The sequence below is a fragment of the Achromobacter pestifer genome (genome assembly GCF_013267355.1).
GTDB lineage: Bacteria > Pseudomonadota > Gammaproteobacteria > Burkholderiales > Burkholderiaceae_B > Achromobacter > Achromobacter pestifer_A.
This window is the reverse complement of the sequence record NZ_CP053985.1, coordinates 4,776,315-4,790,525: the sequence shown is the minus strand read 5'-3', so window position 1 is coordinate 4,790,525 and position 14,211 is coordinate 4,776,315. Positions and strand designations below refer to the sequence as shown.

The 14,211-nt window shown below is 63.3% G+C and carries 15 protein-coding genes; 10 read left to right on the top strand and 5 right to left on the bottom strand.

Annotated features, from left to right (window positions below):
- Positions 1-33: 33 nt before the first annotated feature.
- The 8 genes from FOC84_RS22750 to FOC84_RS22715 all read left to right on the top strand — a co-directional run bounded on the left by FOC84_RS22750 (position 34) and on the right by FOC84_RS22715 (position 8,227).
- Positions 34-936: a LysR family transcriptional regulator gene (locus FOC84_RS22750; protein WP_173146434.1), complete on the top strand. Its 903-nt coding sequence runs from the start codon at positions 34-36 to the stop codon at positions 934-936.
- Positions 937-1,123: 187 nt separating this feature from the next.
- The gene (locus FOC84_RS22745) at positions 1,124-2,062 is read left to right on the top strand and encodes a hydroxymethylglutaryl-CoA lyase (RefSeq protein WP_173146433.1); all 939 of its coding nucleotides are present in this window, start codon (positions 1,124-1,126) and stop codon (positions 2,060-2,062) included.
- A gap of 9 nt (positions 2,063-2,071) precedes the next feature.
- A complete protein-coding gene (locus tag FOC84_RS22740) occupies positions 2,072-3,040 on the top strand; it encodes an SMP-30/gluconolactonase/LRE family protein (protein WP_173146432.1) in 969 nt (322 codons plus the stop codon).
- 28 nt (positions 3,041-3,068) lie between these two features.
- The gene (locus tag FOC84_RS22735; RefSeq protein ID WP_173146431.1) at positions 3,069-4,091 is read left to right on the top strand and encodes a TRAP transporter substrate-binding protein; all 1,023 of its coding nucleotides are present in this window, start codon (positions 3,069-3,071) and stop codon (positions 4,089-4,091) included.
- 3 nt (positions 4,092-4,094) lie between these two features.
- The gene (locus FOC84_RS22730; RefSeq protein WP_173146430.1) at positions 4,095-4,679 is read left to right on the top strand and encodes a TRAP transporter small permease; all 585 of its coding nucleotides are present in this window, start codon (positions 4,095-4,097) and stop codon (positions 4,677-4,679) included.
- Positions 4,676-5,956, top strand: coding sequence for a TRAP transporter large permease (locus FOC84_RS22725; protein ID WP_173146429.1), 1,281 nt, complete (start codon positions 4,676-4,678; stop codon positions 5,954-5,956). Before FOC84_RS22730 ends, FOC84_RS22725 begins: the two co-directional genes overlap by 4 nt.
- Positions 5,957-5,980: 24 nt before the next feature.
- Entirely contained in the window at positions 5,981-7,159 is a 1,179-nt protein-coding gene (locus FOC84_RS22720; RefSeq protein ID WP_254241747.1) for a CaiB/BaiF CoA transferase family protein, read from the top strand.
- A gap of 105 nt (positions 7,160-7,264) precedes the next feature.
- Positions 7,265-8,227, top strand: coding sequence for a Bug family tripartite tricarboxylate transporter substrate binding protein (locus FOC84_RS22715; protein WP_173146427.1), 963 nt, complete (start codon positions 7,265-7,267; stop codon positions 8,225-8,227).
- Between the two features lie 609 nt (positions 8,228-8,836).
- Here the strand turns inward: FOC84_RS22715 and FOC84_RS22710 are convergent.
- The 4 genes from FOC84_RS22710 to FOC84_RS22700 form a co-directional block, all read right to left on the bottom strand.
- Positions 8,837-10,645, bottom strand: a complete 1,809-nt coding sequence (locus tag FOC84_RS22710) for a right-handed parallel beta-helix repeat-containing protein (RefSeq protein ID WP_173146426.1) — start codon at positions 10,643-10,645, stop codon at positions 8,837-8,839.
- A gap of 169 nt (positions 10,646-10,814) precedes the next feature.
- Positions 10,815-10,973 carry an Rz1-like lysis system protein LysC gene (gene lysC / locus FOC84_RS33590; RefSeq protein WP_438800842.1) on the bottom strand — a complete coding sequence of 53 codons (159 nt, stop codon included), beginning with the start codon at positions 10,971-10,973 and terminating at the stop codon, positions 10,815-10,817.
- Positions 10,915-11,304 (bottom strand): hypothetical protein, encoded by a 390-nt coding sequence (locus tag FOC84_RS22705; RefSeq protein ID WP_173146425.1) that lies wholly within the window; start codon positions 11,302-11,304, stop codon positions 10,915-10,917. Before FOC84_RS22705 ends, lysC begins: the two co-directional genes overlap by 59 nt.
- A complete protein-coding gene (locus FOC84_RS22700; RefSeq protein WP_173146424.1) occupies positions 11,283-11,837 on the bottom strand; it encodes a lysozyme in 555 nt (184 codons plus the stop codon). The genes FOC84_RS22705 and FOC84_RS22700 overlap by 22 nt, the downstream gene beginning before the upstream one ends.
- Before the next feature lie 194 nt (positions 11,838-12,031).
- Between FOC84_RS22700 and FOC84_RS22695 the strand changes: the two genes are divergently transcribed.
- Positions 12,032-12,490, top strand: coding sequence for a hypothetical protein (locus tag FOC84_RS22695; protein ID WP_173146423.1), 459 nt, complete (start codon positions 12,032-12,034; stop codon positions 12,488-12,490).
- A gap of 1 nt (position 12,491) precedes the next feature.
- On the top strand, positions 12,492-12,851 hold the full coding sequence (locus FOC84_RS22690; RefSeq protein WP_173146422.1) for a tail fiber assembly protein: 360 nt from the start codon (positions 12,492-12,494) through the stop codon (positions 12,849-12,851).
- A gap of 145 nt (positions 12,852-12,996) precedes the next feature.
- Here the strand turns inward: FOC84_RS22690 and FOC84_RS22685 are convergent, their stop codons facing one another.
- The gene (locus FOC84_RS22685) at positions 12,997-13,860 is read right to left on the bottom strand and encodes a hypothetical protein (RefSeq protein WP_173146421.1); all 864 of its coding nucleotides are present in this window, start codon (positions 13,858-13,860) and stop codon (positions 12,997-12,999) included.
- Positions 13,861-14,211 lie beyond the last annotated feature (351 nt).

The following is a 14,211-nucleotide window of genomic DNA, read 5'->3' as shown; positions in this document are numbered from 1 at the left end:
TATCCTCGCGGACGTGTCTATGCGCGACTCCCCATGACCCCTCGTCTGGATCTGTATACCCTGCAGGTATTCCTGGCCGTGCTGGAAGAAGGCAGCATCGCCGCCGCGGCCGCGCGCGAACATATCGCGCCATCGGCGCTGTCGAAACGCCTGTCCGAACTCGAACGCGTTCTGGACGTGCCGCTGTTCCAGCGCCATGCGCGCGGCGTGGAGCCGACCAGCGCCGCGCGCGCACTGGCGCGGCGCGCGCGCACCTTGCTGCATCAGACCCAGGACCTGGCCGCCGAAATCCGCGACTACTCGACCGGCCTGCGCGGCCGCGTGCGCGTCGCCGCCAACCTGTCTTCGATTGCGCAATTCCTGCCGATGGAACTGCGCCGCTTCCTGACGCAGCACCCCAATGTGCAGATCGACCTGGAAGAATCCGTCAGTTCCGGCGTCACCCGCGCCGTGATCGACAACGCCGCCGACATCGGCGTCTATACACAGTCCGATGAAGAGAACGGGCTGGACATTTTCCCCTACCACCGCGATGTCATGGCGTTGGTGGCGCGCTCCGGACACCCTCTGTCGCGGCACCGGCAGGTCTCGTTCGCCGACACCCTGGACTACGACCATGTCGGCATGCACCGGGGCAGCGCCGCGAACTATCTGTTCACGCGCGAAGCCGCCTCCATGAGCCGCTCCCTGCGGCTGCGCTTCCAGGTCACCTCCTACGACGCGCTGGTATCCATGGTGCGCGCCGACCTGGGTATCGGCATCGTGCCCGCCAAAGCCCTGTCCGCTTACGTATGCGACGAGCTATGCATCATTCCGCTGACCGATGCCTGGGCCAGGCGCCAGCTGAAATTGTGCGTGCGCAGCAATGAATCGCTATCAGGCGCCGCCCGGCTGCTGCTGGATCACCTGATCGCCGAAGCCGCAACGCAGCAATAGAATGCGCCGGCCTGCCCATGCGCGACGCGTGGGCTCCGAGCCATCGCGTTTCGCGATACCCCGCCGAATATTCACGATTTGTCCTGCCTGGGTCCATCGCAGAAGATGATGCCGACCAACCATGTTCCGGACATCGCCGCGCGAGGCCCTTGCGGGCACAGGATCCGGGCACCAGGAGACGAAAGCCGTGAGCCTTCCAGACCGAGTCGAAATCGTGGAAGTCGGCATGCGCGACGGACTGCAGATCGAGTCCGAGTTCGTGCCCACCGACACCAAAATCCAGATCCTGAACGCGCTGATCGATGCCGGCGTACGGCACTTCGAAGCCACCTCCTTCGTCTCGCCGCGCGCCGTCCCGCAGATGCGCGACGCGCAGGAAGTCCTGCAAGGCGTGCGCAAGCGCCCAGGCGTCGTGCTGGGCGCGCTGGCGCCCAACCGCAAGGGGGTTGAACGCGCCCTGCAATCGCAGGCCGATGAGATCGTCGTGTTCCTGTCCGCCACCGAGAGCCACAACAGCAAGAACCTGAACCGTCCGGTCGAGCAGTCGCTGCGCGACATCGAGGACATCGCGCAGTTGCTCAAGGACCACCCCATCAAGCGCAAGGGCGCCATTGCCGTCGCCTTCGGCTGCCCCTTCGAAGGCGACGTGGACCTGGGCCGCATCCGGACCATCTTCGATCACTTCGCGCGCCAGGGCTTCGACGCGGTGACGCTGGGCGACACCACCGGCATGGCCACGCCCCGGCTGGTGCGCGACACGGTCGAGACGCTGCGGGCCGACCATCCCGGCATCAAGATCTCGCTGCACTTCCACAACACGCGCGGCATCGGCCTGGTGAACGTGGTGGAAGGCCTGCGCGCGGGCGTCACCTCGTACGAGTCCTCACTCGCGGGACTGGGCGGCTGCCCCTTCGCGCCGGGCGCCACCGGCAATATCTGCACCGAAGACCTGGTCTATCTGCTCGACGAGATGGGCGTGGACAGCGGCATCGACCTAGGTGCGCTGATCAAGGTGGCTCAGCGGCTGGAAGGCATCGTCGGCCGCGGCCTGCCCGGCCAGCTGATGAAGGCCGGGCCGCGCCTGCGCCTGCACGACTACAACGTGGCCGCCGGCGCGATCGGCTGAGGAGCCCGCATGGACAGCAAATCAAATGGCGGCGCGGTCCTGGACCTCTCGGCGGTGCGCGAGACCGGCGTCAACCTGAACCGCCCCGAATGCGTGCTGAGCACGGCCGCCGGCGATCTCTACGTGTCGGACAAGGCCGGCGGCATACGCCACATCCTGCCCAACGGCGACGCGCGCCTGATCGGCGCCCAGCCCGGCCTGATACCCAACGGCTTCGCCCTGCTGCGCGACGGCTCGTTTGCCGTCGCCAACCTGGCCGACGACGGCGGAGTCTGGCGCGTGCACCGCGACGGCACGGCCGAGCCCTACATCATGGAGATCGACGGCGTGGCCCTGCCCAGCGTCAACTTCGTCTGGCTGGACGAGCGCGAACGCCTGTGGATCTGCGTCAGCACCGTGCGCCATGGCGACCATCAGTTCCGCCGCGACATCGCCGACGGCTTCATCGCCGTGCACGACAAGCACGGCACTCGCGTCGTGGCCCAGGACGTGCATTGGACCAACGAATGCCGCACCGATCCGGACGGCACGCACCTGTACGTCAACGAGACCTTCGGCCGGCGCCTGCTGCGCTTTCGCATCGGCGCCAACGGCGACCTCGGCGAACGCGCGGTCATCACGGAATTCGGCAAGGGCACCTATCCCGACGGCATGGCGGTCGATGAAGAGGGCCACATCTGGGTGGTCAGCGTGGTCTCCAACCGCGTCATACGCGTCAGCGCGAAAGGGCAACAGCAACTCATGCTGGAGGACGGCGACGCCGCGCACATCGACAGGCTGGAAGCCGAATACCTGGCCAACCGCCTGAGCCGCCCCATGGTCTACGACAACCATAGCAAGCGGCTGCAGAACATCACCAGCCTCGCGTTCGGCGGCCGAGAACGCAAGACCGCCTACATGGGCTGCATCAATGGTTCCCGCCTGGCGGTGTTCGATTCGCCGGTCGCCGGGCTCAAGCCCGTGCACTGGAACTGGTAGGCCGGATCCGCATCCTGGAGGAGACATCATGTACAAGAAAATATCGCAGCATCTGGTCCGCGCCTCGGCAGCCCTGCTGGCGCTTTCGATCACCGCCGCCGGCACCTTCGCGCCTGCGGGCCAGGCGCAGGCGCGGGAAATGAAGATCGCGACCATCGCTGCCTCCAACAGTCCCTGGGACCACGCCATGCGCGCCTTTGCCGAAGAGGCCGCCAGGCAATCCCAGAACGATCTGCAGGTGCACGTCTACACGGACGGCCAATTGGGCGACATCAGCAAGATCCTCTCTTCCATGCAGCTGGGCACGCTGGACATGGGCTACTTCGGCCTCGGGTCCGTGGTGTTCCTGCGCGGCGCCCAACCGCTGAACATCCTGTACGCGCCCTATCTGTTCAAGAGCGGCGAGCAGGCCGAGCGCATCATCAACAGCGACGAATTCGCCCAGATCTTCGACGACGTGGCCAAGAAATCCGGCGTGCGGGTGTTTGCCGCCTTCGGCATACGCTCGCCGCGCGCGCTGCAAACCGTGTCGCGGCCGATCAACAAGCCCGAAGACGTCAAGGGCCTGAAGCTGCGCATTCCCGCCATTCCCATCCTGAAGTCCACCTTCGAGAAGCTGGGCGCGCAGGTCGTGCCGCTGGGCATGACCGAAATCTACACCGCGCTGGGCCGCGGCATGATAGACGGCCAGGACAACGGCTTTGACCTGTCGATCCCGCTGCGTTTCCACGAAGAAGCCAAGTACTGGGCGGCAACCGACCACGCCTATGAGCTGACCGGCTGGTTCATTTCCGAACGCGTCTGGCAAGGCCTGGACGCCCGGCAACGCCAGGCGCTGACCGAGGCGGCCAAGGCGGGCGGCAAGGTCGCCACCCGGCTGGACCAGGAGCTGGACGACAACGCGGTCAAGATCCTGAAGGAAGCCGACGTGACCTACACGCAGCCCGACAAAGCCGCGTTCAAGGCGACGCTGGCCACCGTCTACCAGCAGTATGAAGGCAAGGATTGGCCGGCCGGCATGGTCGAACGCATCCAGAAGATGCAGGAGTAAGCCATGGCCGCGCCCATGCCCGCGCCGACTGTGCACGCCTCGCCTCACGCGGCCTCCCGCTGGCGCAGCCTGGCGCTGCGCGCCGACCGCGCCGTGTGCTGGATCGGGCGGCTCGCGGTCGCCCTCACCCTGGCCATGGTGCTGGTGTTCTGCTTCGCCCAGGTCCTGGACCGCTATCTGCTGAAGACGCAGTTCGACGCCTGGGACCAGGTCGCGCGCATCGGCATGCTGTGGTGCGCGTTCGTCGGCGCGGCCATGGCGCTGCGCGAACGCCGCAACGTGGTCATAGACATCATCGACCGCCATTTGCCGGAACGCGTGCGGCGCGCGCGCGACCGCCTGTTCGACGCCTGCCTGCTGGTCCTGGCCGCGACCCTGTTCTACAAGGGCCTGGACGTGGTCGCCGTCGGCAACTTCCAGGACATCGTCGGAACGCCTTTCACCTACGCCGTCAGCTACGCCTCGCTGACCGTGGGCATGGTGTTCTTCATGCTGTTCCTGGCCCTGCGCCTGCTGATCCCCGACGCCCCCGCGCCGCAAGACGCCTTCGCGCGCGGCGAGCCCGATACCCAGGGAGCGCATCCATGATCCTCTTTTCCGTCGTGCTTTTCGTCGTGCTCATCCTGGTCGGGCTGGACATAGGCTTCGCGATGATCACCGCCGCCCTCATAGGCATGCTGTTCAAGGGCGGCGGCGGGGTCGATATCGCCCAGGCGCCGCTGTCGATGCTGGGCGGCATCGACGAGACCGCCCTGGTCGCGATCCCCCTCTTCATCCTGGCCGGCGAACTGATGAACCGCGGCGGCGTCACGCTGCGGCTCATCAACTGGTCCATGGCCATGGTCGGGCATATGCGCGGCAGCCTGTCGCAGGTCTCTCTGACCACCAACCTGGTCATGGCAGGCATCAGCGGCTCCGCCGTGGCCGATGCCAGCGCCATCGGCACCGCGATGATCCCCTCGATGAAGCGCGAGGGCTACCGGCGCGGCTATCCCGAAGCCGTCATCGCCTGCGGCGCGATGCTGGGGCCCATCCTGCCCCCGTCGATCCCGATGATCGTCTACGCGGTGCTGGCCAACCTGTCCATCATCCGCCTGTTCCTGGCCGGCATCATTCCCGGCTTCATGCTGCTGGCAGGCTACATGGCCATATGCGCCTGGCAGGCGCGGCGCCACGGCTACAAATCGCGTCCACGGGCCAGTTGGCCTGAGCGCGCCAGGGTGACGCGCGCATCCATCTGGGCCTTGATGATGCCCGTCCTGATCATCGCCGGCATACGCTTCGGCCTGCTGACGGATACGGAGGCTGCGGCGTTCGTGGCCGTGTACGCCCTGTTCGTGGGCCTGGCCGTGTACCGGGAACTGAAGCCGGGCGAGCTGGGATCGGCTTTCTACTCGGCCGGGCGCACCATGGCCGTGGTGCTGTTCCTGCTGGCCGCCGCCGGTCCCTTCAGCTGGCTGATCAGCGAATCGCGCGTCGCGGCCACCATCGCCAAGGGCATCTTGGGCATCTCCGACCAACCCTGGGTGGTGCTGCTGACGGTGAACGTGTTCCTGATCCTGGTGGGCAAGATCCTGGAGCCGCTGCCGGCCATGATCATCACGCTGCCGGCGCTGCTGCCCATCGGCGCCCAGCTCGGCATGGACCCCATCCAGTACGCCATGATCCTGATCCTGAACCTGATGACGGGCATGCTGACGCCGCCGGTCGGCATCCTGCTGTTCGTCACATCCGCCGTGGGCCGCACCCCGATAGGCCCCATCGTGCGCGAAATCGTGCCCTTCTTCATATGGTCGCTGATCGTGCTCGCGCTGATCTGCGCCTTTCCCCCCCTGACCTTGTGGCTGCCGCGACTGGGCGGCTGACCAAAAACCAAGCAGATGCAAACCATGCCACTTACCGGAATCCGCGTCCTGGACCTGACCCGCATCATCTCCGGGCCGTATTGCACATCCATCCTGGCCGACATGGGCGCCGAGGTAATCAAGATCGAAGCGCCCGGCGAAGGCGATCCGATCCGCCGCCAAGGCGTGATCAAGGACGGCCTGAGCTGGTACTTCGCCAACTACAACCGCAACAAGCGCTCGGTGACGCTGGACCTGTACAGCGCCGAAGGCAAGGACATCCTGCGCCAGTTGATACCGCGCTGCGACGTCGTGATCGAGAACTACCGGCCCGGCATCATGGACAAGATGGGCTTCGGCGACGCGGCCTTGAAAGCGCTGCGGCCGGACATCATCCACTGCAGCATCAACGGCTTCGGCACGTCCGGTCCCTATCGCGACCGGCCCGCCTTCGACTTCATCGCCCAGGCCATGAGCGGCTTCATGAGCCTGAACGGCGGCGAGGACGATCCGCCCATGCGCGCCGGCCCGCCCATCAGCGACCTGGCCGCCGGTCTGAACGGCGCGCTGGGCGTGGTGGCCGCGCTCTTGCGCCGCGAGCGCACCGGCCGCGGCGACTCCATCAGCGTCAGCCTGCTGTCCAGCATGATCGGGCTGCTCAGCTTCCAGGCCTCGAACTACTTCGCCAGCGGCGAGCTGCCTGCGCGCACCGGCAACGACCACGGCATCGTCGCGCCCTACGGGCTGTTCGAAACGGCCGACGGCCAGGTCGCGATCGCCCCGTCCAACGACGCCATGTACGAGAAGCTGCTGGACGCGCTGGAGCTGCCCGAACTGCGCGCGCATCCGGAGTTCCAGGGCAACGCCGACCGCATGCTGAACCGCGCATCCGTCAAGGTCGCGATCGAAGCCCGCACCCGCCAGCAAAGCAGCCACTACTGGATCGAACGCCTGAACCAGCATGGCGTGCCCTGCGGACAGGTGCTGAACCTGCAGGAAGTGTTCGACGACCCGCAGGTCACGGACCAGCGGATGGCCATGGACGTTCCCCACCCTGATGGCCAGCAGGTGCGCATGCTGGGCTTTCCGATCAAGTTCGCCGATGCGCCCTGCCAGGTCCGCAGCGCCGCCCCCGCGCTGGGCGCGGACACCGATGCGGTCCTGGAAGAACTGGGACTTTCCCGCGCCCGGATACGGGAACTGCACGAGAAAGGAACCGTCTAGCCTCTACAGCCCCGATTCAGCAGTACGCGTCAGCAGCATCCCCGCAGCAACCGACGTCTGGCGACCACGACCGGACGCGCCCACCAAGGAATGGAGACCACAACCATGCTACGTGCCCTAATGTTCTCGGCCTGCGCGCTTGCCGCCTGCGCCCCCGCCGCTGCACAGCAGTACCCGAACCAGCCCATACGCGTCATCGTGCCGTTCACGCCGGGCGGCGGCACCGACTTCCTGTCGCGCACCGTCGCCGCCAAGCTGTCCGACTCGGTCAAGTGGAACGTCGTCGCCGAGAACCGGCCCGGCGCCGGCGGCACCATAGGCATCACCACCGCCGCGCGCGCCAAGCCCGATGGCTATGAGATCGTCATGGGCCAGGTCGACAACCTGGCCGTGGCGCCCTCGCTCTACGCCAAGCTGGCCTATGACCCGGTCAAGGACTTCGAGCCCATAGGCATCGTCGGCGAGGCCCCGCTGGTGGTCGTGGCCAACAAGAACGGGCCGTACAAGTCCCTCCAGGACCTGATCGCCGCCGCCAAGAAGGCGCCCGGCACGATCAACTACGGCTCGCCGGGAGCCGGCACCATCACGCACCTGGCCGCCGAGCTGCTGCAGCTCCAGGCGGGCATCAAGCTCGTGCACGTGCCCTACAAGGGATCGGGCCCGGCCATGGCCGACCTGCTCGGCGGCCAGGTGCCCATCATCTTCACGTCCATCCCCTCGGCCGCGCCGCAGATCAAGGCCGGCAGCGCGGTCCCGCTCGCCGTCACCTCGGCCAAGCGCAGCCCGGCCATGCCGGATGTGCCCACCATCGCGGAATCCGGCTACCCCGACTTCGACGTGCGCGTCTGGTACGGACTGCTGGCCCCCGCAAAGACGCCCAAGCCCATCATCCAGACCTTGAACACGGAGCTCAACAAGATCCTGGCCTCGAAGGACGTGCAGGACGCGCTGGCGGCCCAAGGCGCCACCGCCATGCCCACCACGCCCGCACAGTTCTCGCAGACCATCGCCGCGGATTACAAGAAATGGCGCGCCGTCATCCAGTCCGCCAACGTGAAGCTTGAATAGCGTCTGACGCAGGCCTTGCGGCGGCCATCGATACCTCAAACCGCCACCGCATTTCAACACCCGCGCGGCCTTGAAAACAGCCTAGGCCAAACGCATGCACCGCCTCATGCGTATGCACGACGCTCCCCAGGGAAGCGCCGTGCATGCGCTTGGATGATGGACCGCAGCAGCATTGACAGGGATAGGGCCAGTCGAGACGATGAGCTCAGCACCACAGGTTTCAACGTGGCGCAAGAGAAGGAGGCTCATCATGTCAATCTCGTGCAGACGACTGGAGGATGTGATTGCGGTCTCGGCAGCAGGAGACCAATACCGGATCGAGCGACATATCATTCAGAAACCCGCTACGGACGAAAGTCCCGATCCATGCATAGTGTTGCAATGCCGCCTCTCCACCGGCGGCGCCGTGATCTGGGAGGGTAAAGACGTGTATCGGTTGAAGTCTGGTGAAATCCTCCGGCCGGTGAATCGGAGGAAGAAGAAGAGTCCTTTTGAAGGGTAGGAATGAAAAGCCCGCGGCTTGCGCTTGCGGGCTTTTGATTTTGCGGCGAGGCGCTGGCTCCGCTACCTCGTTGCACTCAGGTCATCAAAATGCGCGCTTGGCTGCGCTCAAGCGCGCGTGGTGATGACGAAAGTGTTTCCCGCGGAGGGCGTGCCGTAGTAAGTAGCTCGCCACTGCCCCGAGCCGGTGCTCTGTTCGCCCCACATCTGTCCGAGCACTCCGGTGGTGGTCGTGATGTCGGCCTTGACCATTGCAGGTTGCTCGGCGCTATCGCAGATCTTGTGGATCGTGAAGGACGGACCGCCAGTAAATCCGGCGCCCGCGCAATTGATCGTCATGCGGACGGAGTGGCCGTAGGAAACGATATTGGTAGCGCTTGCCGCGTCGCCCCAGCCGGACAGCGACACAGCCACCACGTCGTTGAAAATTCCGGGATTCAACATGCGAATCGAGTGATTTCGGCCGACCAGCACCGATCCGTACTCCAGCTTCAGGTCCGTGCCCATCCAGTATGGACAGCGGCTGTCGCCATCCGGGCCGACGATGTAATTACCCTCCACGAAGACGCCGCCCACCTTGCCGAGCGTCTGACCGGATAGAAAAACAGGGATGCGGTCGTATGTGCTGTTCCCACCGGCGTCGCCCGCGTTGTAGATCATGTTGCCGCGCAGGACGGTGTCGTAAACGCCCCCTGCCCCCGTGTCCCAACCCACGACCAGGGCGTGCTTTCCTTGCCCCCTCAGAGTGTTTCCCTCAATCTCGTTGCCAACGGTGCTCACGGCATTGCCCCCCACCGTGCATCCGATCCCGAACGTAGCGCCGCCGACCAGGACGTTGTCCGTAACCCTGCAGAATTGACTGATCACGCCTATCAGGTCGCCGCACCCGATGGCCGCCAGTTCGTTTGTCAACGCCAGGGCGCTACCTTCGGGGTTTATCGTCAATTGCGTGTCGCTGGTCTTCGCCATGATGCGGAACTCCTTGCCGCCGTCGATAACCAGCACTTCGCCCACCCGCACATTTTCGAACTTCGGGCCCGACACCCAGGACACGGTCGCGCCATTCAGGTTTACGCGCAACCGAGCATCGCGGCCGCCGATGATGGGAGAGTAGATCGAATTGTTTGCGATGATGCTGTAATCGGCCGTTCCGAGCAATATTGCCCCTGCGCCCGGGCGAACGATCCTGTTCTGAAGGATGAGGTGCCGGGACTCCTGGCCCACGGTTCCATACACACCGATGGCGTGCATGAACGTGTCTTCGATGTGGTTGCCGACGACACTCATGCGTGCGCCATTGCATGCGATGCCGTATCCGCAACTGCCAACGAGTACGTTGTCATGGACCTTCGCATCATTGGCCCCGCGCACATGAACAAGAACCGCGTTGTAGTCTGCCGCATTGTTGTTGCGGTTGCCGTTGACCGTGCATCCACGCAACCCTGCCCCATGTGCGTAGCCAAACTCGATCAGGGTCAGCAAGTTCAAGCCGTCGGGCTGCGTAACCACGGTCTTGCCGTCGCCAACCAACTCCACACCGGCGCGCATGTAGATAGACGAATTGATGACGTAGGTTCCCCCCGCGCACTGCGCCTGGCCGATCCCACTGCTGAAAGCCGCGTCAATCGCGGCCTGAATGGCCACGCCATCGATGGATTCGGCCAGCGAGGTGACGAAGGGATAATCGGACTGGGCCGCCGACAAGGTGGCGTAACGCTCCGCGAGCGTATGCAACGTGCCATCCGCGGTCGGACCATAGTCCTGGACTTGAACGGAACGCCCTGCCAGGCTTGCCAGCGCACCGGAAGTGCGTGGTTCTAGAGGAACAGGCGCGTCGTCATTGACACGATGCTGCATCGCTGCCGAATTCTCGGCCGAGCGCTTCAGTTGCTGTAGAGAAAGAGTTCTGATCGTCATGTGTTATCTCCGGGAGATTTTCCACCACTGGGTTAGGGATACTTCTCTGTTCGCGTGTCTGGGTCTGGTCTACATCGCTATCTCCTGCAATGGACAAAAAAAAGCCCGCGAGAAGCGGACTCTTCATTGCGGCAGGCCAGGCCGCATCGTGGTCTCATGGCTGACCGTCTCAGGATTCCTCCCAGGCCTTCGCCACAGCGCGCTGCCGTGCCGCGCATTCCCCATACAGAGCCGCCAACGCGATGTAGCTGCGCGCAAGATCGTCCCAGCTATCGCTCGTCACCTCGGGCACCTGCGGGCACGGCTGGGCCAGGTTGGCCGGCAGCATTGGCCAGGCGGCCGGCTTCGTTGATGTGCCGCAGCCGCTCAGCGTCAATGCGACAGCCAGCAGGCAGAGGGCTCTGGACTTCGACACGGGTGTACCTCTCGATGATCTTGGGGCTGGCGTCGCGCAGCGCGATGAGCGCCTCTTCCAGGGTTTCGGATATCCCGCCCAGGCGCACCGTCTGGCGCTTGAAATCGGCGAGTTCGGCCAATGCGTAGTCGGCGTTTGCCTGGTCGATGCCGGCGCGGTACTGGTTGGCGCCGTACCAGTAGACGCCCAGGCCAAGCGTAACGACACCAAGCGTGGCGGCGGTCATCCAATACCGGACAGACATAATTCGCGTTCCTCGATGCGCCGATCGCGCAAACCCCGGACAAACCGCTTTCGGCCCTTATCGTCGGTGACGAATGACCATACCGGCGATCCGTCCGGTGCATTGGCGATGGCATCGCAACCAGCGGCAAGACGCCCTTGGTTCATCAGCGCGACGGCTCGACTGGCACACGTCGACGGTGTGCCGAAGTTGTGAGCATGGCTGCTCAACGCGTCGAAGATCGGTTGGCTAATCTTCACCTGGATGCAGTCGGCAAGCTGCAGTTGCCCTTTGCGGACCACCATTCGCTCAACCTCCTCGCATCGTTCCGGCGACCAATAGTCCCCGACCACCACCGGATCGGGGCTAGTGTGCTTGGTGATGCCTTTGCAAACGGTCGGCAAGCCATGGGCCAGCTTGTCCGCGTAAACCACGTTTTGCGAGCCGCCTTCCCAGCGGGCCAGCAACTGCTGAAGAGTGGGTGAGAACACCGCCAGGGCTCCACTGGCAAGGAGCGTCGCCGCGCCACCCGCGATCTTCATTCCAAGCTTCATAGTCCACACCTTTCTCGCAAGGCGGCCATGCGGGCTTCGCTTTCCGCCTGTTCCCGACGGTCGCGGCGGCGCTGATAGTACAGATTCGCCAACAACCCGATAGCCGCTATCCCTACGACGCCGAATTTGGCGCAGCCATTGGGGGGTACCCGAAGGGCGCTCAACTGAGAAAGGCGGTCGGGAGCGGCTACTGGTTGAACCTGGTGGACAACAACAGTACCGATCCGGATGCGATGGGCGCCAATTGGGCCTCAATGCCGGCGGGCATTGCGAGTGCGGCACAAGCCCAGGCCCTGACCGACAACACGCTCGCGCTCACTGCGCTGCGGCTTGCAGATGCTTTCAAAGGCGGCAATCAGGCGTTGGCCTCGATTGGCAGACAAACGTTTCCTGGAGGTTTGAAGGTGCAATGGGGGTCGATATACATCACGTCGGTCAGCGGTGGCAGCTCGGTAGCTACGGTCGCATTCGATCAGGCGTTTAGCACCTGGCGCAGAGTGGTTCTCAGCGAGCGATCCAATGCCACAGCAATTCAATACAAGGCCTATGACAACGATGGCAGCATTTTGGGTGGAGTTCAGGTCAACCTCGTCGCGACAGCCGGCTACGGCGGAGTTCCTGTCCCTGTCGATTTCATCGCAGTAGGAGTTTGAAATGGCATTTGTTTGGAAGAACAGCGGTTGGTTTGAAAGCATTGAAGGGGGATATCGGGTAGATCCCGAGTACAAGGCCGAGCTGATGACGGGCCAGGTGATTGAGCACTACATAGCAACGGCGGAGGATGGACGACCCTACTTGGAGAAACGGCCCGACCCGACCGTCGAGAATCTGGCCCAAGCCGTAAGAGCGGACCGTGATGAGCTTCTGAGGCTATCAGACTGGTCGCAGATGCCCGATGTCAGCGAATCGATTCGCGCGGCATATGTACCGTATCGGCAAGCGCTGCGCGATATCACCTCGCAGGCCAGATTTCCTATGAATGTGGTGTTCCCGGAAAAGCCCAAGGCCAACTGAGATTGCCTGAGTGATACGCCAGGACGAATGCTCCGACGCGGTGGACGATGTTGGACGACGCCTGGCATCAGTCTGAACGTTGCTGCGAGTGAACTTGTCTGCAGAGCCGTTGAAGCGTGTATGTAAGCCGCATCTGCGGCTTTTTTTATGGGGATGCAGAATGCACGCCCAAAGGATCGTCAAAATGACATTGGACGACGCGGCAATTCTCACCGCCAATCGCACGACCGAAGCCGGCGCTGTGACCGGCGTTGTCGGGTGGGTCGCTCAAGCGAACTGGATAGGATGGGCGGGCGTATTGGTATGAGTTAAACAACATTTCGTTCTGGCCCAGGTAAATCAGTTCGCCTCCTGTCAAGAACTCAAACTTCTTTCCTGCAAACAGCTTTTCGGTCCTTGATTTCAGATCGAACTCCCAGATATTGAGATCCAAGAGCGCCAAGCCCTTTCCAGGCGGAAGAATGCGATCGCTACGCCAGAAAGCTATTCGCGATTCATCTGGCGACATGATCGGCGAGAGATTTGCGCCAGCCTCTGTGGGAACGATCTGAAGATCGGTGCCATCGCTTCGCATCATTACCAACTGAGACGCCTTGATCGCTCGTCGGACATCTTCGTCCGAAGTCCCATAAATGGGACTTCGACTCATCAGAATGTACGTCCCCATCGGCGAATAGTGAGCGTATGTATAGGAATGACCCGCAGGCAGAGTAAAGCGAAACAGCTTTCCCGACGTCAAATTGAAGCGCATGACTTGGCAGCCTTGGGTTTGCTGCAACACGCACTCCACGAACAACCAATCTTGACCGTTTGGATGCACGCTTAGCGACCTCAAATCTCGACCACCGTTCTGTGGCGAAAAGGTCACATCGTGTTCGTAGACAGGACGCGGGTCAGATGCTGCAGACGCGGAAGTGTTTCCTGTAGCGCAAACGAGCGATGTCGCCAGCGCAATACCACCGGCTACACGCAATACCGACCGGAAAGTTGTCCGTTCAGTGACAACCATCGACTCCTCCACTGGTAAGTTCAATTCATCTGCGGCGATCTACGCCCTAGGCAATCAGCCTGCACAGAGCATTAGCTCGACCACCTCAGCCCAAGAAAACGATAACGATTTTTAATTGTATTTAACACATTACGGCCAACCAGCACCTTTGCTATCACGCTCCTGCCCCTGTGGGCACAGGCCTCCTCTTTGTCGCTTCTGCCCACTCTTTCAACGCACGCTCTAGCGCGCCGGCTGCTGCTCGGACGAAGCCCACCCTCTTGAGTTCTCCACTTGGGTACAGGGCCACCAGTAAATTTCCTTGGAAAACTTTACGTTTCACCTTGGCCTTGCAGCGTCTCGGCCTCTCAG

Bases quoted from the DNA above. Each gene is read 5' to 3' on its own strand.
- FOC84_RS22715 (WP_173146427.1), top strand. From the start codon at position 7,265: ATGCTACGTGCCCTAATGTTCTCGGCCTGCGCGCTTGCCGCCTGCGCC.
- FOC84_RS22725 (WP_173146429.1), top strand. From the start codon at position 4,676: ATGATCCTCTTTTCCGTCGTGCTTTTCGTCGTGCTCATCCTGGTCGGG.
- FOC84_RS22735 (WP_173146431.1), top strand. From the start codon at position 3,069: ATGTACAAGAAAATATCGCAGCATCTGGTCCGCGCCTCGGCAGCCCTG.
- FOC84_RS22700 (WP_173146424.1), bottom strand. From the start codon at position 11,837: ATGAAGCTTGGAATGAAGATCGCGGGTGGCGCGGCGACGCTCCTTGCC.
- FOC84_RS22690 (WP_173146422.1), top strand. From the start codon at position 12,492: ATGGCATTTGTTTGGAAGAACAGCGGTTGGTTTGAAAGCATTGAAGGG.
- FOC84_RS22720 (WP_254241747.1), top strand. From the start codon at position 5,981: ATGCCACTTACCGGAATCCGCGTCCTGGACCTGACCCGCATCATCTCC.
- FOC84_RS22685 (WP_173146421.1), bottom strand. From the start codon at position 13,860: ATGGTTGTCACTGAACGGACAACTTTCCGGTCGGTATTGCGTGTAGCC.
- lysC (WP_438800842.1), bottom strand. From the start codon at position 10,973: ATGCTGCCGGCCAACCTGGCCCAGCCGTGCCCGCAGGTGCCCGAGGTG.
- FOC84_RS22730 (WP_173146430.1), top strand. From the start codon at position 4,095: ATGGCCGCGCCCATGCCCGCGCCGACTGTGCACGCCTCGCCTCACGCG.
- FOC84_RS22750 (WP_173146434.1), top strand. From the start codon at position 34: ATGACCCCTCGTCTGGATCTGTATACCCTGCAGGTATTCCTGGCCGTG.
- FOC84_RS22740 (WP_173146432.1), top strand. From the start codon at position 2,072: ATGGACAGCAAATCAAATGGCGGCGCGGTCCTGGACCTCTCGGCGGTG.
- FOC84_RS22705 (WP_173146425.1), bottom strand. From the start codon at position 11,304: ATGTCTGTCCGGTATTGGATGACCGCCGCCACGCTTGGTGTCGTTACG.
- FOC84_RS22710 (WP_173146426.1), bottom strand. From the start codon at position 10,645: ATGACGATCAGAACTCTTTCTCTACAGCAACTGAAGCGCTCGGCCGAG.